The following is a 22,227-nucleotide window of genomic DNA, read 5'->3' as shown; positions in this document are numbered from 1 at the left end:
GGTATTTACACCGCCGCCAGATATCGACCCAAGTTGGCAAAAAGTAATGTCGGTGATTAGAGTTACTCGTTCAGGAGTTAGAAATGGTAATGCTTACAGTACTCTGAGCTACTACATTAGTTCTCTTCCTCCTACTTCAACTAGGATTGCCAAAGTAATTAGGCAGCATTGGCATATTGAAAACCGCTTACATTGGGTAAAAGATGTCATTTTCAATGAAGATGAGAGTAAGCAAAAAGCAGGTAAAACACCAATTAATCTATCGATTATCACGACTTGGATACTTTCTATATTTAGAAGTAATGGCTTTGAATCAATTAAAGGCGCTATTGACTATTTTGCCCATAATTTACCCGCAATGTTGTCTTTGATTTCTTAAAGTCTCTCTACCTCTTTCTTGAAATAGCCCTGCCAATCTTGTAAGGGGGGCTGTAGATAACTAAAAACATAATTAAAAGACAAGCAAAGACCAAAACGCACGCTTTGGTCTTTGCTTGTCTTTTACTGGGGATCACCAGATTGGTGGTGTTAATTAATGCCCGATCGCTGCGAAAATAACCTTGCATTGCTGTTGTGAAGATTCATGAAGTTCTCTTGGAAAATACCTCTAGTCGTAGTTGCGATCGCAAATTTATCCCCCCTACCCGCTTTCGCAACTGCATCCCCACCCAATCCACCTGCTGACAACAACGCCGCCAAGGAAGCGGAAGAATTATGCGGTAAACCAACCCTTGATAGCCTTTCTCAACACAAGGTTAAACAAGGCGAAACCCTAGAGGCGATCGCCAAACAATACAACCTCAAAACTGCAACCTTAATGGGGCTAAACCCTGAAGTCCGCAGTGGGGAAGTTACCATAGGGCAGAATCTCGCAATTCCGCCAATGGATGGGCTAGTGTATCGCTTCAAAAATGAAGAAAATTACACCACCATAGCCAAAAAATACAATATTCGCGCCGATGTCCTCTTCGAGCGGAATGGCTGCCAACGCCGCCCCAAAGTCGTATTTGTCCCCGGAGCCATCTGGAAGCCAGATCCTGTACCTTTCAAACTGCCAAACATCGCCCGTTCAGATAATCCCACCACAATTTTTCAAACAGGTGGCTATCCCCTACCCTATTCCGTGCCAGTTACCTCCAACTACGGTTGGCGGATGAATCCCGTTACCACTATTTGGTCATTTCATAGTGGCATCGATCTAGGCGCACCCCTTGGGACCCCTGTACTTGCCGCAAAATCAGGACGAGTAGATTTTGCGGGCTGGGGCGATGGCTACGGCAACCTCATCGAAATCGATCACGGCTCCACAGGCACTCGCTATGCTCACCTAGAGGCTATCTATGTCTATCAGGGACAACAGGTAGCCCAAGGACAGCAAATAGGCATTGTTGGCTCCACAGGAAGGTCTACAGGGCCACATTTACACTTTGAGATTATGGTTCCCTCTGGCGATGGTTGGGTTGCCCTTGATCCCGCCCCTTACCTTAACCGTATCGCAAGTCTCATGACTAACTTGTTCCTATAGCGAGTCAGGGGAAAGTTTACAAAACAAAAGATAAAAGGTGACGCAATGCGTCGCCTTTTATCTTTTGTTTTGTAAAGTTGTGTAACTAAAATTTAGCGCTGGCGATCGCATCACTCTTAAGTGATCGTTTTCGTCATGTGGTTGATCAAAACCAAAAAATTTATGTTCGCAGGTTTAATGAGCCTTGGAGAAGCCATAACCCTTGTTTTAGCAATACTTCCAAGCTAATTGATCCTCCGTTTCAACTCTAGTGCTAATATATCAAATGTTAAGAAGTGTGATGAAGAAAAGCTTGGAGACAACGCAATGCTTCAAAATGTTTTGGTAATCATTGCTTTGACAAAGAAACCCTCCATGTCAGAAGCCAAACCTTAAATTTAAGTAACCGCCCTAGGGCAACCACTTAGTCTAAGAGTTTCTGCATGGTACGGCATCACATCAATCGTTTTTATTCACATTTTTGATTGGAGAAAAAATTAAATGAGCGTAGTCACGAAGTCCATCGTGAATGCAGATGCTGAAGCACGTTACCTCAGCCCTGGTGAACTAGATCGCATTAAGGGCTTTGTAAGCTCTGGTGAGCGCCGTCTTCGCATTGCCCAAACTTTGACCGAATCCCGCGAGCGCATTGTTAAGCAAGCTGGCGATCAACTATTCCAAAAGCGTCCTGATGTAGTTTCTCCTGGTGGAAATGCATACGGTGAGCAAATGACCGCAACTTGCTTGCGTGACCTAGACTACTACCTCCGCTTGGTAACCTACGGAGTAGTATCTGGTGATGTAACTCCTATCGAAGAAATTGGTCTAGTAGGCGTTAGAGAAATGTACGGCTCTTTGGGTACTCCGATCGCTGGAGTTGCTGAAGGTGTACGTGGTTTGAAGAGTGCAGCAGCAGCTTTGTTGTCTGGTGAAGATGCAGCAGAAGCTGGCTACTACTTCGACTATGTAATCGGCGCAATGCAGTAAGCCAATTCTGGATTCGTTTTTATCTTTATAAAACATTTCAGAAATCTTTATTTCTAAATTCAAAAAACTAATTGCAAACCTAAAAAAAACATATAAAAATGGCACAAGACGCAATTACCTCAGTTATTAACTCCGCCGACGTTCAAGGTAAGTACCTTGATGCATCTGCCCTTGAGAAGCTAAAGAACTACTTCGCAACTGGCGAACTTCGTGTTCGTGCATCCGCAGCGATCGCCGCTAACTCTGCAACCATCGTTAAAGAAGCAGTTGCTAAGTCCTTGTTGTACTCTGATGTTACCCGTCCCGGCGGCAACATGTACACCACTCGTCGTTATGCAGCTTGTATTCGTGACCTCGACTACTACCTTCGCTATGCAACCTATGCAATGCTTGCTGGTGACGCTTCTATCCTTGATGAGCGCGTACTCAATGGCTTGAAAGAAACCTACAACTCCCTTGGAGTACCTGTAGTTTCCACCATTCAAGCTATTCAAGCAATCAAAGAAGTTGCAGCTAGCATTGTTGGTTCTGACGCTGGTAAAGAATTGGGTATCTACCTCGATTACATCAGCTCTGGCTTGAGCTAATAGCTAACACAGCGTTTGTTGCTATTAATTTATTAATTTAATTTCTAATTAATTAATATTTACAAGGCGGCGGAGGTAGGTAGCTTTAGCTCCCTATCTTGCCGCCAACGCCTGTATAAAACTAATAGCAACTAAACTTGTCAGACTATGAAATGTCAGACTAACAATTTTCTTTGTAATTTATTTTTAATAACTGGCTCTGAAGGAGATCGCCGCTATGCGGACTTTTAAAATCACTGCTTGTGTACCTAGCCAAACTCGCATTCGTACACAACGAGAGTTGCAAAATACCTATTTCACCAAATTAGTAGCTTACGACAACTGGTTTGCTGAACAGCAACGCATTATGAAAATGGGTGGCAAGATTATAAAAGTTGAACTAGCTACAGGCAAGCAAGGCACAAATACTGGCTTGCTTTAATTTTTCTTTCCCCCAACAAAAAAAGGTAGTTATAGCGCTTTGTGCTATAACTACCTTTTTTTAATGGCTAGACGGCTAACCCTACCTCAATCTTGCCCCAGATTGCCGATAGCAAGGGGATCGCTGTGATAAGCTAACAGTGTTAGTGTCATTAACACGAATAAACATGGATCGACCTTCTCGCTCTGTTCCCCAAGCCGCACAAGCCGCCTATTCAGGGGATTCGTCATACGGACGCACACCGCCGCCTGACTTACCTTCGCTATTGCTAAAAGAGCGGATTATTTACTTTGGGTTGCCTCTTGTATCACCCGACGAATATAAACAGCAGCTTGGTGTCGATGTTACAGAATTACTCATCGCCCAACTCCTCTATTTGCAATACGAAGATCCCGAAAAACCGATTTTCTTATATATCAACTCCACGGGGACATCTTGGTACACAGGGGATGCGATCGGTTTTGAAACCGAAGCTTTCGCCATTTGTGACACCCTTAACTACATCAAGCCTCCCGTCCATACCATTTGTCTGGGACAAGCAATGGGAACAGCAGCGATGATCCTTGCTAGTGGCACTAAGGGTTTTAGGGCAAGTTTGCCCAATGCCACGATTGTCTTACACCAAGCTCGTCGTCAAACTAGAGGACAAGCCTCTGATTTACAGATTCAAGCTAAAGAAGTCTTGACTAACCGTGAGGCAATGCTCCGAATCCTATCTCGCACTACAGGTAAATCGCCTGAAATACTGACTAAGGATATGGATCGAATGTTTTATATGACTCCTGAGCAAGCCAAGGAATATGGCCTCATCGATCGCGTTCTCGAAAGTACTAAAGATTTGCCAAAAGCAGTTCCTGCCCTTGTTTAGAACTAAATATTTAGCATATGCACCACCAAGCGCCGCCTATCCTAAATATTTGGGGTTTAGAGATTTTCCACACTTGAACAATAATCAACAAAACTATGCCTATCGGTGTTCCTAGAGTTCCCTATCGCTATCCTGGAGACTCCTTTACGCAGTGGATTAGCATCTACGAGCGTCTGTCTATGGAGCGCATCATCTTTTTGAGTGGCGAAGTTACAGATGGGATGGCTAATTCAATCATTGCCCGCCTTCTTTACTTTGACTCTGAAGATCAAACCAAAGATATCTATATGTATATCAACTCTCCCGGAGGTTCTGTTTCCGCAGGCTTAGCAATTTTTGACACGATGCAACATATCAAGGCTGATGTGACAACGATTTGCGTTGGTTTGGCAGCTTCGATGGGTTCTTATTTACTAATGGCTGGGGCAAAGGGTAAACGCTATGCGCTCCCTAATGCCAGAATCATGATTCACCAGCCTTCAGGTGGAACTAGAGGTCAGGCTTCAGATATTGAAATTGAAGCAAAGGAAATTATTCGCATTCGCCAAAAGTTGAATGAGGAATATGCAAAGCGTACAGGGCAACCCTTAGAGAAGATCGAGCGGGATATGAATCGTGATTATTACATGTCGTCAGAGGAATCTCTTTCCTATGGACTGATCGATCGCGTACTCGAATCACCTCAATAAGAGCAAAGTAAAAAATGGCTATGCCATTTTTTACTTTGCTCTTATTAGTTTGAATTGCTAATTGAAGAATTCAATCAAAAAATGAATGGCGGCGCTTCGCGCCGCCATTCATTTTTTGATTGCTATTAACAGAGGCTAACTCTTGCTTTGCTATATTATTTGGAAGCGATCGCTATAAAACTTAATGCAAAAAATCCTTTAGTTTTAAAATCCTCAAATTATTTCCAGTATCCTTGCCAAAGGATACTTTTTTATTGGTTTGTGGCGATGAGACTCGCAAATCTGAGCATAAGATTTTATGACTAATTCTGAATTACTACTAAGACTTCTCTTGCAATTGACAGTAATTTTGTCGGTTTGCAGAGTAGTGTCTTACTTTGGGAAGCGATATTTAGGGCAGACAGATGTAGTGGGGGAAATGCTTGCAGGAATTATGCTAGGTCCCTCGCTATTTGGGGTGATAGCACCAGACTTACAGCAATGGCTATTTCCTAAAATTCCCATAATTGGGGGAGCGAGTCAGCTATTTCCTAATCCCTCTATGTCAATTTTGTATGCTCTCAGCAATGTGGGATTAATGATCTACATGTTCTTAGTGGGGTTAGAGCTTAATACTGACCTACTAAGAAATAGGGCGAAAAGTGCAGGCTTGGTGTCGATCGCAGGGATTATATTTCCATTCATTTTGGGCGCGATCGCGGCTTTGGGCTTATTTGGTGGCGGCGATCTATTTAGCCCGAATATTACACCTTGGGCGGCAGCGCTGTATATGGGCGCATCTATGTCTATTACAGCCTTTCCTATGTTGGCAAGAATTTTACAAGAAAAAGGCTTGATTAAAACCCAACTTGGTACTTTAGTTTTAGCGGCTGGCTCCTTGGATGATGCGGTGGCTTGGTGTCTTCTGGCTTTAGTTTTAGCAAGCATCAAAAGCTCAATTAATGTCGCCATCATTGCGATCGGCGGAACCTTGCTGTATGTGATGTTTATGTGGTTTGCGGGGCGGCGACTCTTACGATTTTTTAGCTATTGGACTCGTCGGGATGGAGAGGTTACGCTTCAGACCTTAACTTTCGTTTTGATTATCATGATGCTGTGCGCTTTTTACACCGATTTTATTGGTGTTCATGCAGTTTTTGGGGCATTTGTATTAGGCACAGTTATGCCTCGGGGACATTTTGCCGAGTCTGTCCATCGCCATTTGGAATATCTCACATCTTCCCTATTGGTTCCTATTTTCTTTGTATTTTCAGGATTAAATACCCAATTAGGGTTGATTAATACGCCTCAATTATTAGCCTTAACTGTATTGATCATTGCGATCGCTACCTGTGGCAAAGGAATCGCTTGCACTCTCGCCGCCAAACAATCTGGAGAAACTTGGCGATCGTCTTTAACTGTCGGCGCTTTAATGAATACAAGGGGGATGATGGAATTAATTATTTTAAATATTGGCTTAGAGCAAGGATTGATCACCCCCACGTTATTTTCAATTATGGTGATCATGGCAATTTTTACGACAGTAATGTGTTCGCCTTTAGTCAATTTTTTAATAGAGAAGTGAATTTAACTATTCAATCCCTGAAATATCAAAGCTATCGTTTAAATTTTAGAGAACCGTTTCGGACTGCGAAGGGAGTTCTTAATTATCGCGAAGGATTTATGATTGAAATCCGCGATCGCCTAAATCGCATCGGTTTAGGTGAAGCGGCTCCCCTTGATGGTTTTGGAATGGAATCGCTTGCCGAGACGGAGATTGCTTTGCAAGCTATGCAGCGATCGCTAATTAATGCCGAAATCTCTAGCTTAAGTGACATCGAAGAATTAGTTAGACCATGCGATCGCACGCCTGCGGCTAGACATGGCTTAGAGCTTGCTTTGATCAATTTATGCGCTCAATCTCAAAATCTTTCGTTACCGCAATTATTGACTCAATGCTTTGGGGGCAAGGTTCGCAAATATGTCTCCATAAATGCGGTAATTGGAGCGATCGCGTCTGAAGCCGCCGCAATCAAGGCTCAAACCTATAGCCAAGAAGGCTATCGCTGTCTCAAAATTAAAGTTGGCTCAGGCAATTTTGAATTAGATTGCCAACGAGTGGCAGCAGTGCGATCGCAAGTTGGTGATGATATCCAAATTCGGATTGATGCTAACCAAGCTTGGACGGTGGATGAAGCGATCGCCAATTTAAAAAAGCTGGAATCTCTCAACATTGAATATGTGGAACAACCTGTGGCAGCTTCAGATTTAACAGGGTTAACCAAAGTGAAGCGATCTCAATCAATTGCGATCGCCGCCGATGAATCCGTAAACAATCTCGCACAATTGCAGCAAGTGATTAACGCCCAAGCCGCCGATATTATTATTCTCAAACCGATGGCTTTGGGCGGAGTTTTGACTGCTCATAAAGCAGCCTTAATTGCTTTTAATGCGGGTTTAGATGTCGTGGTGACAACAACCATTGATGGCGCGATCGCTAGACAAGCCGCCTATGATTTAGCTGCGGCTTTGCCGATTACTAGAGCCTGTGGTTTAGCCACGGGGAACTTATTGCAATAAAGAAAAGAGCAGCTAGGCTGCTCTTTTCTTTATTGCAATAAGATTTTGAGATTCAAAAAATGGCATAGCCATTTTTTGAATTGGTATTATCTGGGGCGACGAGGGGTGGTTGATTCTTGGAAAATCTGAACAGCATTGAGGGGATCGCTAGTGAAATTGCCCAGCTTATTAACTTTTTGAGGCGAAGCGTTGTAATTACCAGATAAAACTGGTTCTACAGTGCCAACTTCAAGATTGACGTTTTGAATTTTGAGACTAGAACTAGGTAAGCTTCGCCTTAGTGAAAACTGATCAATATTAGTGGGAGAAATTAGTTGCCCCTTAGCAGGACGCAATTGATTAGCGTCCCCTTTTCGAGGTTGTGCTGCGACCGTGGATTGAGCCATCACAGGGCTTGATGTACTAGCGATCGCTAAAATCACAGCCATGCCAAACTGAGAAATATATTGGTAATGTCTATTCATAGATGCCTCTCTTTCGCAGACAGCAAAATGCCCTGCATAATTCCTATTATAAAAATAAACAATGTGACTAGCGATGCGAGTGAATTTTAGGTTTCTTCTGATGATTTCAAAGCATTTTTAAAACCTAAGACCAACATAATATTGGTAATCGTCAAAAATGATTCGGCACTGCCATGTAACCAATCGACATTTGCCAAAACATCATGATATTGAGTTTGCGCGTAAATACCTGCGGGAATTGTAACGGCTACAAAAACTAATGTGCCATAAAATCCCCAAAGTCCCAACTTCGGAAACTGCCTTGATTTCGTCGCAAACCAGAGAAAGGCTAGATAGGGAAAAAGCGATAGTCCAAATAAGGCTTCTTTAGGCATAGTTTACGCAAATCACATTTATATAGTATATCGGTAGCCACTCTATACTATATAAAACCTAGAGAGTGGCGGCGCTTTGCGCCGCCACTCTCTAGGTTTTGATAACCCAAGAGACGGTAGCTATCAATATTATTTGGAAGGAATTTTGTGCAGTACGTTTTGATTATTCATGAAGTTGCTGATTATCCAATTTGGAAAAATATTTTCGATGGAGCAGCAAGTATCCGTAAACAAGCAGGCGAAATTTCTTACCAGCTTCTCAAGTATCAGCATGAACCCAATAAAATTGTGCATTTTTCGGCATGGAATTCGCTCGAAGATGCTCGAAAATTCTTTGAATCTCCTGAACTTGTAAAAATTAGACAAGAAGCTGGTGTAAAGTCCCCAGACTTTATTTACCTAGAGCAATTAGAATCAGGAACTTTATAAAAAAAGAAGAGAGGCGACGCTTTGCGCCGCCTCTCTTCTTTTTTTATAAGTCCAAAATGGCTTTGCCGTTTTGGACTTCGAGTTAATTTACTGAGAAGAAATTAGGGATTTTTTCCAGATGAAGTAGGCTGCGATCGCCAAGGTACAATTTCCCGTTAAAGTCATCGCCGCTTGGGTAGTTACTAACCAGTCCAAAGAATCCGCATTATCAAAAAAATGCCATGTCACCGCACACATCGCACTAACTAAGGCTGGGAGCATTGCCCAAGATAAACCTTGCCAACCGCGATCGGGATTTTTTTTGTCATATTGCCAAATGAGCCAAATTGCTAAAGCCCATTCAATCACACTAGAAATATGAATTACCCAAGTAGGTAAAGATAGAGCGTGCATAGTTTTATAAATAAAGATTTTGTAGCGATTATGCTACAAAATCTTTATTTTAATGTTTAGGCTCACGTATTGCCAGAAATTCGCGAATTTGCCGATCGCTCGGTTGACCAGCGATCGCACCCATATCCAAAGTCGATAAAGCACCAGCCGCACAGGCATAGGCGATCGCTTCATGAGCAAACTGAGCATCCAGCAAATGCGTCAAGGGGCGGTGATAAATTTTATGAATAAAGGCGGCTAAGAAGGCATCTCCTGCACCCGTGGTATCAATTGAATGCACAGGAAAAGCTGAATGTTTGCCTTGTTTTTCGCCTAGATAATAGCGACAGTCCTTGTCACCATTCGTAATGATAATCCCTTCCAGATGGCTGTAGGCTTGGGCGATCGCCGCAGGGCTAGTTAAACGAAAGAGAAATTTCGCCTCATCCTCCGTCATTTTCAGAAAATCCGTATATTTCAGCAATAGGGGCAGTAACTTCAGGATTTGCTCGGGATATCGCCAAAACATGGCTCTCCAATTAATATCCACCACCACCCGCACATAGTTTTGTTCGGCTAGCTTGAGCGCTCGTCCCACTGCTCGCGAACTCTCGGGACTCGATAACCCTAAAGTTCCTAGCACCAAAAATTTAGCATCTGCAAACAAATGAGCAGGTAAATGCTCGGCAGACATCAACGTGTCTGCAAATACAGTCTTGCCATCACCATTAAATCGATTGAAGTGGCGATCGCCTGTGGGATCGCGAGTAACATACACCTCACGAGTAGTTGTTTCAGGATGTACTTGTACCCCTGAAGTCTCCACCCCAGCGATTCCCAGTTGTTTCAGCAAATCGGCTCCCACCGCATCTTGCCCCACCGAGCTAATCAAGCTGACAGGAGTTCCAAGCTTAGCTAAGCCACAGGCAACATTAGCAGGCGCTCCACCCATATAGGGATGCCAAGAACTAACTTGGTCATAGGGAACGCCAATATCTTCAGCAATTTGATCAATTAAGACTTCGCCAAGGCAGATTACACGCGGCATAGGCGGTTGTTATGGCAATTATGATGGCAATTTAGACTTTCGCGATTCAATAATACCAATTGCCTGATCCACTTTGTCAGGGAATACCACAACTAAACCACTCTGAGGAGCGCTATCCAAGGCTGCTGTGAGGGCTTCCGCTTCGTCAAGAATTGTAATACAAGGAATATTACCGTTAATTTCTTCTATACCTTGGCGTAGGAGATCGGCAACAACGCGAGGTTTGCGTCCTCGCAAGTCCTTATCTTCTTTGATAAATATGCGGCTAAACATTCCTGCGGCAAGCTGTCCTAGCTCAAGGATGTCCTCATCACGCCGATCGCCAGGGGCGCCAATTACGCCGATCGCTTCACCTTCCCATTTCTGGATAAAATCGGCGATCGCCTTAAATCCCGCAGGATTATGAGCATAGTCAACCAACGCATGATATTTACCCAAATCAAACAAATTCATCCGTCCGGGAGTTTGGGCGCTAGAAGCCACAAAGGTTGATAAGCCTTGACGAATCTGCTCAATATTCACATCTTGCGAAAAAGCTGCCAAACTGGCGGCAAGAGAATTTTGAATATTAAAAGCAGCCCTTCCACCGAGGGTCAAAGGCACATTTACCGCTTCTTCAATTCTGAGCTTCCAGTCACCTTTGACAATAGTTAAATATCCCTCTTCATAGACCGCCGCGAGTCCACCCTCAGCAACGTGGGACTTAATCAAAGGATTATCAGGATTCATACTGAAATAGGCAACCTTTACTTCCACCTCTTGAGCCATCGCCACGACAAGGGGATCATCGGCATTCAGTACCGCATAGCCTGTGGGTAAAGCTGTCTTCACGACCACACTCTTTAATCTTGCCAAATCTTCAATGGTGTCAATGTCCCCAATACCAAGGTGATCCGCCTGTACGTTCATCACCACGCCGACATCACAGCCATCAAAGCCCAAGCCCGATCGCAAAATACCGCCTCTAGCAGTTTCTAAAACCGCCACCTCAACCGTGGGATCGCGAAGGATAACTTGAGCGCTATAGGGTCCCGTGGTATCGCCCTTTTCGACTAAGCATTGACCAATATAAATACCATCGGTGGTGGTATAACCGACTCTTTTGCCTGTTTCTTTAAAAATATGGGCAATTAAGCGGGTTGTCGTAGTTTTACCATTGGTACCAGTGATTGCCACAATCGGAATCCTTGTGGGCGCTCCTTCAGGGAAGAGCATATCGATCACAGGAGCCGCTACATTGCGAGGAGTACCAATGCTCGGAGCGGTATGCATCCTAAATCCGGGAGCAGCATTTACTTCAACGATCGCCCCGTCAGTTTGACGTACTGGTAGAGAGATATCTTCAGTAACCACATCAATACCCGCAATATCCAAGCCAATAATTTTGGCAACTCGTTCTGCCAACCAAATATTCTCTGGGTGGATCTCATCAGTGCGATCCACCGATACTCCGCCCGTACTGAGGTTAGCCGTTGCCTTAAGATAGCAAACCTGATCTTTTGGCGGTACGGACTCTAGAGTAAAGCCTTGTCTGACCAAAATATCCATGCTGGTGCGATCGATTTCGATGCGGGTCAACACATTGTCGTGACCATCGCCACGACGGGGATCTTTATTAGTAATTTCGATTAGTTGCGAAATGGTGGAAACGCCATCGCCTGTGACATTAGCGGGAACGCGCTCGGCAACTGCCACAAATTTACCGTTGATGACTAAAACACGGTGATCGCGCCCAGTGTGGAAGCGCTCAATAATGACCTCTTCGGAAACCTCTTGAGCCATATCGAAGGCATCCATCGCCTCCTTTAATGTCCTGATATCAATTGTGATCCCGCGTCCATGATTACCATTTAAGGGCTTAATGACAATCGGAAAGCCACCGACTTCCGTGATTGAGTCTTCTAAATATTTAGGCGATCGGATCGTTGTCCCTCTTGGCACTGGCACGCCCGAATCCCGTAAAATCCGCTTTGTCCCCTCTTTATCACAAGCTAACTCTACGGCTAAAATCCCCGTTTTATTGGATAAAGTTGCCTGAATGCGGCTTTGATGCACACCATAGCCCAGTTGAATCATGGCACGGCTACCTAGCTCTAACCAAGGAATCTTTCGTGCCTTTGCCTCACCCACTATCGAATCCGTACTAGGTCCTAACTGACCATCAAGACGAATATCTCGTAAATCTTTTAAGTCTTCTTGCAATTCGCTGACAGCATAGGTTCCAGTTTCGAGAATACTGGTACAAATGCGTACCGCCGCCCTTGCTGCGTAGCGTCCTGCTTCTTCAGTTTGATATTCAAAGACAACTTGATAAATATTTTTTTCGACTGTGGGTCGGATTGCCCCAAAATCGACCTTCATGCCAATGTAGCCTTGCAAAGCGATCGCAATTTCTTTAATTATTTCAGCTAAAAAATCAGCATTACTAATATCTGTGCGTGAAGCAATTTCTTTACCCGCTAGACTTGGCAACACCTTACATAGGTTTTGAAAAAAGCTAGCACGTTGTACTTGAAAATCCTCCAAATCTAATCGCACAACTACTAGCTGATGTCGTTGGATACTCCAATAATTTGGACCACGTAATGTCTGGATTTTGAGAATTTTCATAGTCAAGCGTTTTTAAAGGTGCATCCAATGCCTAAATGTCTAATGCTTAATCCTAGCGATCTAGTGGATCTTCATTTTGTATAAATTGAACCAAAACTAGATAGGTTAACAATAATTTCAGTAAATGAGAGGCTTAAGTTATCGTCGTATTTTTATATTTTGGCATAGTCATTGCCGCAAGGGAAATGACTATGCCATATTTTAAAGCGGTTCATCCTGATGTTGATGCTGCTGAGGCAAATTCTCAATTCTTCCCGGAACTGGCTTCTGGGTAGGCTGTAGCCCTGACAACATCCGCGAAAGTTGCAAACCATCTAATACTGGTTTAGCCTCGCGGATTTTATGCCATACAGATCGAGCCATCAAGAGCGAATGCCCTTGACGTTCCGCTTGAATCCTTTCTAAATAATCTTCCCGTTCGGGCTGATAATCTGCCGAAGATACTTGCAAACTCGCATTTTCAGGGGATTGTGTAGTAACAATTCGCGCAATTTGCGAGGTTAGCTCGGGATATAGCCAAGTGTAAGCAGGATGAACGGTTAATTGGCAGTGATGAATCAGTTTTTCATCGGGTTGATTAGCGGTTGGACGTTGCAATAGCAGATAAAAATAACCGATCGCTGCCTTGCGTTGAGGCTCATAGACATAGCCCGACACATCATGTAAATGATTAATCAATAGTGAGCCATGATTGATCATCTTATCAATGGCTTTAGCCCGAAAGTCATCGACATTAAGATCGTAAACTTGACGAATTTGGGGAGGCATCGCCGCTGTATCTAGCTGATAGAGCAAGCTAGCATCCGCATTACTCACAGGCATTAAGTTTGGCAAATCGGGAGAATGTTGCGCTAGTTCCTTAAGGCTTTCGCTACTAATTTCCCAATCCGTAAATTGAGCAAGGGGTTGAAAACCATTTTGGCGGTAGAGGGCGATCGTGTCCTTTTGATTGATGTCAACCTGTAGTACCCAAGTCCTCGCTTCCCAGCAAGTTTCAAGGCAATAGCGAATTAATTGCGTGCCAACATTATGTTGACCATTTTGGGCTTCAGGCAAGACAACAACGCGATCGATTTGCCAAGTGCTGCTGTTGTTGTTAAAGGGTGAAACTCTAATAAAGCCCTGAATCACACCATTGCATTCCGAGACATAGGCTCGGACGTAGGGCTTGAGCAAAGTCTGGACAGGGGCAGGTAGCCAGCTAGCCAGTTGATGCAGGCTAATCTTTTGGCGGCTGCGACATCCACTGAGATCGCTAACGGCAATTTGCTCTAGATCGTTAGGTGATGCAAATCGCTGGATAAACTCTAGGTCGCGATGCTGCAATGGACGGATCGTATTACCAAGCACTGGAAAGGATTGCATAACTGCTCGTGCTAGAAAGTGATTTAAGAAAAAGAAATATTTAAGCTGAACCTTCAAGAAATGATCTTAATACATATCTAAGATAACGAACCTGAAACTCTAAAAGTCTTCAGAAAGAAGATTTTCATAACCTGTAATATCAAATTCGCGAAAGTGTTGTCACACTTTCGCGAATTGAAAACTAAACTCAGCTTGCAGGCTTTAGCTACTTATAAGTCTTTAAAATCAACGACAAACCAATAAATTTTTGAAAGTTTTGCTAGGCAAAACTTTCAAAAATTTATTTTAAAAAGCTATTTGAAAAAGGTGCGATGTTGCAAACTCGGCATCTGGCGACGAATTTGCTCAATCCGCGAAGGTTGAATTTCGGCGATCGCCACACCAGTGCGATCGCCCGCATCGGCTAACACCAGACCCCAAGGATCAATAATCATGGCATGACCGTGGGATTGGCGACGGGGTGTATGCATTCCTACCTGTGCGGGTGCGATTACATAGCTCGTATTTTCGATCGCCCTAGCTTGTAGCAAAACCTGCCAATGATCCTTACCCGTAAAAGCCGTGAAAGCCGCAGGAACAAATAAGACATTTGCGCCGTTTTGAGACAAATATCGATATAACTCTGGAAATCTTACGTCATAGCATACCGATAGACCCAAATTACCATACTTATCTGAGCTATATACAGGAGGGGCTTCGGCTCCCGCCAAAATGGTCGCAGATTCCTGATAAGTATTCCCGTCGGGTAAATTCACATCAAAAAGATGCATTTTGCGGTAACGCGCCAATTCCTCGCCTTCCCGACCAATTAGCAGAGCCGTGTTATACATTTTGCCCGCATCGCCGTTATTGGCATTACTTACTGGTACGGGAAAGCCTCCGCCAAGTAACAAAATTTGATAACGTTGGGCGATCGTAACTAGAAATTTCTCACTCTTTTCTGCAATTTCTGTAGAAAGTTTAATTTTTTCACTCTCATCACCTAAAAACGAAAAGTTTTCAGGCAGACAAACTAATTCTGCACCTCGATTAACTGCCAGTTGGATCAAATCTTCTGCTTGAGCAAGATTTTTGTCTACATCTGAGACACTGGTCATTTGTACGGCGGCCGCCAAATATGACTTCATTGCAATCCTTAAAACTTTCCCACATAAACACATTTGTGCTGTAAAGCACTTACTTTAGATTACCCTGCTATAGCGCTACAAGCTTATTTACTGTCGATTATTTTTCGCCAGCTAAGGGAAAAGAAGGATAGCGCAGCGCGAAGCGCTACCCTTCTTTTCCCTTAGCCTAATTTACCCGTCACAATATAGGCAACTCGCAAGCCCACATTAGTTGCATGATCTGCCATTCGTTCTAAATGGTGAATTGCTAAAACCATCAGCATTACAGGTTCCATGGGTTCACCATACAAGCGCTGCGCCGCCAGAAGATCATAAATATGCTTGTAGTCATAGTCCACTGCGTCATCCTTTGCCTTAATTTGCAAGCCAATATTTTCATCAAGATTAGCTAGAGCTTCCAAGCTCATGGCTAACATCGCCCGACAGCGATTAGACATAACTTGCAATTCATTTAAATAGGGAGAGGGGGGATAGGGAAATAGCTTGATAGCAATATCACCAAGATTCTCCGCATAGTCACCAATCCGCTCAATATCACGAATTAGCTGCATCAATGCACTGAGAAGCCGTAAATCACGAGCCACTGGGGACTGTAAGGCAATCAAGTTAATACAATCAATTTCAATTTGTCGATAGATTTGATCTATTTGCTTATCTTGAGCATCAATGCGAAAAGCAGAGTCTAAATCTCGCTCAAATAGAGCCGCATGAGCTAGTAAAAAGGAATTTTCGACAAGTGCGCCCATTCGCAAAGAATCTTGTTCTAGGCGGTTTAGTTGTCTCTCGAATTCACTCCTTGTGCGTTTTTGACCTTGATATGAGGTTTCTACCATTGGCTCCCACCAAAATCAAATGGGATAAATATGTCACATATTTACATTATATATTTGCATATGATGACCTACTTGAAAGTATTTGCAAATACTATTCAAAGCCCACATTAATTATTTGAATCTTAGGAGATAGTTTTACTGCAAATATATATCTTTAAATCTTGATGAATTAATCTAGATAACAATTATAAAGATGACCTAAATTTATTTTTTGATTTATTAAAGTACCAAATCAGAAGAAGATTTTTTGCAAGTGTTTTACAAGTATAGCGATGGTCACTTGCATTAGGATAAATCAAAGTCCCAGAAGCGAGTTGCGGCGCTTCGCGCCGCAACTTGCTTCTGTTTTTGTGTCCTAACAAGAGTGGCGACAACTATTCGCGATCACAAAAATCAAAAAATATTTTCAAAAAATATTTGATAGAAGTATATTTTGAGTTTTTGGGATTCTATTTAAGCAAATCTATAAAAAGAGATTCAGATAAAATCTAGAGCTGAATTTGCATAATATATTCCATAGAACTTTATGCAAACTCATCTAAAATATTAATTTAGTGTGGTCTACCCATGAAAAACTGAATAATAACTAAATAATATTAGATGGAGCTAATTCAGAAGTAGTTATTTTTCGATCGCCATCAAATTCTCCCTTACATAAAACCAAGGTAGAAGAAGAATTTTGCTCGAAGCCAATATGCTCATAAAACTTTTGTTGGTGAGTGGTCATTAAATAAACTCGCTCAACATTACAAACATGGGGATGAGCCAATACTGTTTGTACTAACTTGCGTCCTAAACCAGTACCTCGATAATCGGGATCGATTACCACATCCCAAATAGTAGCTCTATAAATCCCGTCGCTTGTAGCCCGCGCATGACCAATCAGCCGATCGCTATCCCATACAGTTACCACTGGCTTAGAGTTCTCAATGGCGATCGCCAAACCTTGCAAGGTTCTTTCCTTTGCCCAAAATGCCCCAATTTTTAATAGAGCTTGCAATTGTTTTAAATCTACTTCTTCTGGGCGATCGCTAAAGCGAATGTGGCGATTATCCATATATCTGACTTTCCGTGTTTAGTTTCTTAATATTTGTCATAAATCAAGTAAACATAGCTTTGACCTATCCAATTAAGATTTGCATATTGGCGATCGCATCAATGTATCTGTTTTAGCTACTACAAAAAAAAGAAAGGGCGCTAAGCGCCCTTTCTTTTTTGATAGTTATTTAGCCTGCCACGGTTCAGGTAAGTAGACCTTTTTGGCTAAGCCAACTGTTTTTAATAGATTAATAACCGCCCAAGTAGGATCGATCTCCCACCATTTCAAACCAGCTCTGGCGGATTTAGGATAAGCGTGGTGATTATTGTGCCAGCCTTCGCCATAGGTCAAGATCGCCGCCCACCAGAGGTTAGTCGAATGATCGGGGGTTTCGGCAAAGTTTTTGTAGCCCCACTTGTGACAAGCGGAGTTAATCAACCAAGTACTGTGCCAGAGAAATACGCAACGCACAGCCATGCCGTAAATCAAGAATGAAGCACCTAGCCCCGAATAAACATATTCGCCAACGACGTAGAGCAATGCCGCTAGAGGCACTTGCAACAGCAAAAAGTAACGATCTAGAAATGTGTAGTACGGATCATTAGCTAGGTCGGGTGCGAATTTGCTATAGTTTGAGCGCTGAAAATGTTCTGGCTTGGAATACATGATCCACATGATGTGGCTCCACCAGAAGCCTTTATTTGCTGAATAGGGATCTTTTTGATTGTCCTCTGTAAATCCGTGATGCTGTCGGTGTCCACCCACCCAAAATACTGGTCCACCTTGCAATGCCAACGCACCAACAGTAGCAATGATGTATTCCAACCACTGAGGCACTTGAAAACTACGATGGCTCAGTAAGCGGTGATAACCCAAGGTAATCCCAATGCTTCCGAAAAACCAATGCAAGAAAACTGTAAGGACAACAGCTTGCCAAGAAAAATAAAATGGCGCGGCTAGAGCCGCAAGATGGAAAGCACTGAAAAAGGCAACGTTTGTCCAGTTCAGCTTTTGCTCTGTTGATATGGCTTCAGTAGTAACGGTCATGAAATAATAACGTTGAGGGTGGTGAGGAGATGCAAGTATCACTTACAGTTATGTTAAGTCTAACTGTTTTTTAATCAATAATGCAAGTAGCACTTGCAAATCATCTTAATGGTACATACTCCCGTGTCTGTATCTCGAATTCCTACTCGCCAGAGAATTGTCAATACAGCCCTAGAGTTGTTTGCCAGCAAAGGAATTACCGAGACAACCACTCGCCAAATTGCCGACTTTGCTCAGGTTAATGAAGTAACTTTATTTCGCCATTTTGGGAATAAGCATGGTTTATTGTTAGCTGTATTGCAAGAATGTTTGCAAAAATATTTGGTGTTGGCTCAAGTAGGGGAGTCACTCATGGTATCGGATATTTCTAGTCAGAGCGATTTACGCCGATTTCTTAAATATTATATTCAGAGTTCTTTGAGGGCGCTCGAAAGTGTACCTGAATTAGTGCGATCGCTGGTGGGTGAGGCAGGTCAGTATCCTCTGGAAAGTCGTCAAGCCCTTGCTCAAGGGATAAATCAGGTTAATCAAACGATCGCTACGGCGATTAATGATGTATTGGCTAATTCGCGTCTGCAATATTCTTTGCCGCCGATTAAACTTGCCAACTTATTAAATACCTGCATTTTGGGCTATGCCGTAATTACGCTCACCAGCGATGTGCAAGCGATCTGGAGCGATCGCGATGAGTTTGTCAACACGCTCGTTGATATGTTTATCCAAGAAGTAAGCCCCATCGTTCATGCGAGACAGATCATGGACATTACGTCGGAAACCGTGCGCGAAATTTTGGTACAGGCAAAAAAATGTGGAGTTAAGGACTATGCGATCGCCTATCTCCTATTTGGGGCAGGCTTAACGGCCCTAGATATAACCAAATTGCGTTTTCAAGATTACCAACATCACGCTAATCACGGCATTTTGCGGACTAGGGATGGCGCAGGAAACACGAGGTCAGTACCTATTAATCAAAAAATTCTCGGTCATCGCTACGGCTCGGCAACGAATAATCCCTTGAGCGCCTATTTAAAATCGCGGAAAAATGAATTTAAGGCTCATAAAGATCAGCCCAGTGATATGGAATCAATGTTTATTAGTGGCGATCTTAGACCTATCTCTCTCGAAGAAATCGAACAACTTTGGGAAAGCTGGACACAGCCCTATCTTAATCCTGATGGCTCACCCTTAAGCATCGAACAGGCAAGACATACTTGGTGTATCGAAATGTTAAGTCGTGGCATCGATCCTGATAGTTTTTGCATTATTAGTGGTCTCAGGGCGAGAGAGTTGCAAGCCTATCAAATTCGCCTCAATGAAAAACTCGCCATTGATAAAGCGATCGCCCTTGATTCTTAAATGTCAAAATATAAGTAGCTAAGCGAAATTAAATATAAAACCTGTGGCGCACGCTGCGCGTGCGCCACAGGTTTTGATTCTGGGTTTTTAATTATGCCCAGCTACTTATATTTCACCAAGTTAATTATCTTAGTGTATAATTCGGGCGTTCTATGTAGTCAAAAAATGAGTACATACAACTCAAGATACTAGTATGTTCGGTACGGAGCATCTTTTTTTGAGAGGCAAACAGGTTGGCATTATCGGCGTTCAGATCGGCATTTCCAATTGAAGTTTTGGGTAGAAAAGCAAAGTGAGAGTTCCCCTAGACTGTTACCGCATTCTTGGTTTAACACATCTGTCAGGGCTAGATAAAATCCATCAAGCCCATCGCGATCGCCTGCTCTCTATGCCAAGGCGAGAATATTCTGATGCTGCGATCGCCTCCCGCAAGCGCATTATTGATAAAGCCTATGAGCTATTACTCGATCACGATCGTATTGAGCCTCCTAACTTAACAAGTCCCGAAGCCCCACCCAGCGATCGCTCTAATGAGCGCCCCATCACCACCCTACCCCCCCAAATTGAAGCCGACGAAAAAGACTTCGCAGGACTACTATTAATTTTGTATGAGCTAGGGGAATCCGCGAAAGTCCTATCCCTTGCCAAGCCCTACTATGACCCCGAAGAAACAGATTATCAGTCATCAAGGATCTCGCCTCACGATCCCGATTTACTGCTCTCAGTTTCTTTATCTTTTCTCGATCTTGGTCGCGAATATTGGAAACAGGGGCAATATGAGTCGGCTGCATCTTCCCTAGAATCGGCTCAAGATTTACTTTTACGCGAAGGCTTATTTCTAAGCATTCGTAGCGAAATTCAAGCGGATTTATTTCGCTTGCGCCCCTATCGCATTCTTGAGTTATTAGCATCTCCTGACAATCACACCAACGAACATCGCAAGGGCATGGCGCTCTTGCAAGAAATGTTAGAAGCTCGTCGGGGAATTGATGGCTCAGGTAACGACTATTCCAGCTTAGGAATAGATGATTTTCTGCGGTTTATCCAACAATTACGCAGCTACATGACGGCGATCGAGCAGCAAACCCTATTTGAGGAAGAGGCGCGTCGTCCTTCTTCGGTGGCAACTTATTTAGCCGTTTATGCGCTAATTGCTCGTGGGTTTTCGCAACGTCAACCTGCGCTGATCCGTCGTGCTAAGGGATTGCTAGTTAAGCTCAGCGCCAAACAAGATATTTATTTAGAAAAAGCCGTATGTGCCTTGCTGCTCGGTCAAACTGAGGAAGCAAGCGCAGCGATCGAAAATAGCGCTGAAGCCGATCAAATCGCCTTTATTCGCCAAAATTCTGAAGGTGCGCCCGATCTCTTGCCTGGTCTATGTCTTTACAGCGAACGCTGGTTACAGGAAGAAGTTTATCCTCATTTCCGCGATCTCATGAGTCAAGTCGTATCGCTAAAAGACTATTTCGCCGATGAACAGGTGCAAGCTTACCTCGAAGAATTGCCCAATACGGGCGCAATGTCCTCAGATTGGACTTCCCCCGTGGGTGGCGATCGCTTAACCTCCAGTCCCGCGATCGAAGATATTTCTAGAAAAGAGCTAGAAACCACTCCCGAACCTCGCCTTTCCACCTATACGCCCGAACCTCCCAACCGCTTTCAGCGATCAGCTACGCCCGTGCTGGATCGACCTACCTCTAGCTCCTCCAATGGCTATAATCCCAATGTTGGCAATGTAGCTAAGGATCTACCGAAATCACGCCGCCTCAATAATGTGCCCACACCCGCCAGTTCAGGGAAGCCCTTTAACGAAGCAGTCAAAGAAATTAAGCGACCAGCCTCTCACTCTGGTAATTCCAGCGGTCACGCGGCCCCACCTAAGCGCAAATTTAATTTAGGACGTTTAGCGATCGTTATTGCCTTAGCGATCGCCCTTATTGGCGGTTCAATTTGGTTAGTTGTCTGGGCAGTGCGCTCTTTGACCAGCAGCCCCCGTAACGAAGTTCCCGTAACTTTGGAAAAGCCAATCAATAGCATTTTAGAAGCCACGAAGACCAATAATGTCATAGCCGTGGCTCAACCAGGTCCCCTAGATAAAGAGTCCGCAACGAAAGTAATCGAAACATGGCAAGCTACTAAAACTAAAGCTCTTGGCAAAGATTACGAAGAAAAGTTATTAGAGGAAATTCTGACCGATCCAGCCCTCAGTGATTGGAAAGGTCGTGCTAAGGAATTAAAGTCCAGTAATTCTTATTTGCAATATGAAGTCAAATCGACCGAAGTGGATAAAGTAACCCCCGACGGTGACAGCAAAGCCAAAGTAGTCGCAAAAATTTCTGAGTCTCGCAATTACTTTAGTAATGGTGAGCTTGATAGCAGTGCGTCTAAAAAAGATGCTAGCTACACAGTGGAGTATGATTTGGTACGCAAAGACAACAAATGGCTAATCCGCGAGATGCTGGTTTTTTAATTAATATAGCTATAGTCAATAAGGCTGGGAAAAAATAAAATCCAGTAAAGAGTTGCGGCGCAAAGTGACGTAATTCTT

General features: G+C 43.5%; 22 protein-coding genes. 12 read left to right on the top strand and 10 right to left on the bottom strand.

The annotated features are described in order from the left end of the window. From H6F42_RS19280 to menC, 9 genes are all read left to right on the top strand, one after another. On the top strand, nucleotides 1–379 hold a 379-nt coding region (locus H6F42_RS19280), incomplete at its 5' end, for an ISAs1 family transposase (RefSeq protein WP_190401004.1). A 204-nt stretch (nucleotides 380–583) separates the two neighbouring features. Beyond that, complete coding sequence (locus H6F42_RS19275) at nucleotides 584–1,525, top strand: M23 family metallopeptidase (RefSeq protein WP_190401003.1); 942 nt, start codon at nucleotides 584–586, stop codon at nucleotides 1,523–1,525. A gap of 480 nt (nucleotides 1,526–2,005) precedes the next feature. Further along, complete coding sequence (gene apcA / locus H6F42_RS19270; RefSeq protein ID WP_190401002.1) at nucleotides 2,006–2,491, top strand: allophycocyanin subunit alpha; 486 nt, start codon at nucleotides 2,006–2,008, stop codon at nucleotides 2,489–2,491. A 98-nt stretch (nucleotides 2,492–2,589) separates the two neighbouring features. Further along, nucleotides 2,590–3,078: an allophycocyanin subunit beta gene (apcB, locus tag H6F42_RS19265; protein ID WP_190401001.1), complete on the top strand. Its 489-nt coding sequence runs from the start codon at nucleotides 2,590–2,592 to the stop codon at nucleotides 3,076–3,078. A 217-nt stretch (nucleotides 3,079–3,295) separates the two neighbouring features. After that, nucleotides 3,296–3,499: a phycobilisome linker polypeptide gene (locus H6F42_RS19260; protein WP_190401000.1), complete on the top strand. Its 204-nt coding sequence runs from the start codon at nucleotides 3,296–3,298 to the stop codon at nucleotides 3,497–3,499. 166 nt (nucleotides 3,500–3,665) lie between these two features. Next, nucleotides 3,666–4,367 (top strand): ATP-dependent Clp protease proteolytic subunit, encoded by a 702-nt coding sequence (locus H6F42_RS19255; RefSeq protein WP_190400999.1) that lies wholly within the window; start codon nucleotides 3,666–3,668, stop codon nucleotides 4,365–4,367. A 95-nt stretch (nucleotides 4,368–4,462) separates the two neighbouring features. Continuing rightward, on the top strand, nucleotides 4,463–5,056 hold the full coding sequence (locus tag H6F42_RS19250) for an ATP-dependent Clp protease proteolytic subunit (protein WP_199289172.1): 594 nt from the start codon (nucleotides 4,463–4,465) through the stop codon (nucleotides 5,054–5,056). Nucleotides 5,057–5,354: 298 nt separating this feature from the next. After that, the gene (locus H6F42_RS19245; protein WP_190400998.1) at nucleotides 5,355–6,620 is read left to right on the top strand and encodes a cation:proton antiporter; all 1,266 of its coding nucleotides are present in this window, start codon (nucleotides 5,355–5,357) and stop codon (nucleotides 6,618–6,620) included. Next, nucleotides 6,617–7,615: an o-succinylbenzoate synthase gene (gene menC, locus H6F42_RS19240; RefSeq protein ID WP_190400997.1), complete on the top strand. Its 999-nt coding sequence runs from the start codon at nucleotides 6,617–6,619 to the stop codon at nucleotides 7,613–7,615. The genes H6F42_RS19245 and menC overlap by 4 nt, the downstream gene beginning before the upstream one ends. An 86-nt stretch (nucleotides 7,616–7,701) precedes the next feature. Here the strand turns inward: menC and H6F42_RS19235 are convergent, their stop codons facing one another. Beyond that, on the bottom strand, nucleotides 7,702–8,079 hold the full coding sequence (locus tag H6F42_RS19235; protein WP_190400996.1) for a hypothetical protein: 378 nt from the start codon (nucleotides 8,077–8,079) through the stop codon (nucleotides 7,702–7,704). An 86-nt stretch (nucleotides 8,080–8,165) separates the two neighbouring features. Beyond that, the gene (locus H6F42_RS19230; RefSeq protein WP_190400995.1) at nucleotides 8,166–8,453 is read right to left on the bottom strand and encodes a DUF3593 domain-containing protein; all 288 of its coding nucleotides are present in this window, start codon (nucleotides 8,451–8,453) and stop codon (nucleotides 8,166–8,168) included. 147 nt (nucleotides 8,454–8,600) lie between these two features. Here H6F42_RS19230 and H6F42_RS19225 point away from each other — a divergent pair, with 147 nt between their 5' ends. Further along, the gene (locus tag H6F42_RS19225; RefSeq protein ID WP_190400994.1) at nucleotides 8,601–8,882 is read left to right on the top strand and encodes an antibiotic biosynthesis monooxygenase; all 282 of its coding nucleotides are present in this window, start codon (nucleotides 8,601–8,603) and stop codon (nucleotides 8,880–8,882) included. A gap of 87 nt (nucleotides 8,883–8,969) precedes the next feature. On the opposite strand, the gene H6F42_RS19220 is transcribed toward H6F42_RS19225, so the two are convergent. From H6F42_RS19220 to H6F42_RS19185, 8 genes are all read right to left on the bottom strand, one after another. Beyond that, nucleotides 8,970–9,275, bottom strand: a complete 306-nt coding sequence (locus H6F42_RS19220; RefSeq protein ID WP_190400993.1) for a DUF2499 domain-containing protein — start codon at nucleotides 9,273–9,275, stop codon at nucleotides 8,970–8,972. A gap of 49 nt (nucleotides 9,276–9,324) precedes the next feature. Continuing rightward, on the bottom strand, nucleotides 9,325–10,302 hold the full coding sequence (locus H6F42_RS19215) for a carbohydrate kinase (protein ID WP_190400992.1): 978 nt from the start codon (nucleotides 10,300–10,302) through the stop codon (nucleotides 9,325–9,327). Nucleotides 10,303–10,320: 18 nt separating this feature from the next. After that, the gene (cphA, locus tag H6F42_RS19210; RefSeq protein WP_190400991.1) at nucleotides 10,321–12,912 is read right to left on the bottom strand and encodes a cyanophycin synthetase; all 2,592 of its coding nucleotides are present in this window, start codon (nucleotides 12,910–12,912) and stop codon (nucleotides 10,321–10,323) included. Between the two features lie 201 nt (nucleotides 12,913–13,113). Further along, a complete protein-coding gene (locus H6F42_RS19205) occupies nucleotides 13,114–14,277 on the bottom strand; it encodes a GNAT family N-acetyltransferase (protein ID WP_190400990.1) in 1,164 nt (387 codons plus the stop codon). A gap of 293 nt (nucleotides 14,278–14,570) precedes the next feature. Then, entirely contained in the window at nucleotides 14,571–15,404 is an 834-nt protein-coding gene (locus tag H6F42_RS19200; protein WP_190400989.1) for a carbon-nitrogen hydrolase family protein, read from the bottom strand. 161 nt (nucleotides 15,405–15,565) lie between these two features. Beyond that, a complete protein-coding gene (gene phoU / locus H6F42_RS19195) occupies nucleotides 15,566–16,237 on the bottom strand; it encodes a phosphate signaling complex protein PhoU (RefSeq protein WP_190400988.1) in 672 nt (223 codons plus the stop codon). A gap of 586 nt (nucleotides 16,238–16,823) precedes the next feature. Next, nucleotides 16,824–17,294: a GNAT family N-acetyltransferase gene (locus H6F42_RS19190; RefSeq protein WP_190400987.1), complete on the bottom strand. Its 471-nt coding sequence runs from the start codon at nucleotides 17,292–17,294 to the stop codon at nucleotides 16,824–16,826. Between the two features lie 165 nt (nucleotides 17,295–17,459). Continuing rightward, nucleotides 17,460–18,323, bottom strand: coding sequence for a fatty acid desaturase (locus H6F42_RS19185; protein ID WP_190400986.1), 864 nt, complete (start codon nucleotides 18,321–18,323; stop codon nucleotides 17,460–17,462). A 108-nt stretch (nucleotides 18,324–18,431) separates the two neighbouring features. On the opposite strand from H6F42_RS19185, the gene H6F42_RS19180 reads away from it, so the two are divergent. Both H6F42_RS19180 and H6F42_RS19175 read left to right on the top strand, forming a co-directional pair. Next, a complete protein-coding gene (locus H6F42_RS19180) occupies nucleotides 18,432–19,679 on the top strand; it encodes a TetR/AcrR family transcriptional regulator (protein ID WP_190400985.1) in 1,248 nt (415 codons plus the stop codon). A 292-nt stretch (nucleotides 19,680–19,971) separates the two neighbouring features. After that, nucleotides 19,972–22,149, top strand: coding sequence for an IMS domain-containing protein (locus tag H6F42_RS19175; RefSeq protein ID WP_190400984.1), 2,178 nt, complete (start codon nucleotides 19,972–19,974; stop codon nucleotides 22,147–22,149). Nucleotides 22,150–22,227: the final 78 nt, after the last annotated feature.

It is taken from the genome of Pseudanabaena sp. FACHB-1998, assembly GCF_014696355.1.
Taxonomy (GTDB): Bacteria; Cyanobacteriota; Cyanobacteriia; order Pseudanabaenales; family Pseudanabaenaceae; genus Pseudanabaena.
Note: the sequence above shows the minus strand (reverse complement) of the source record. Positions and strands in the feature narration are given on the sequence as shown.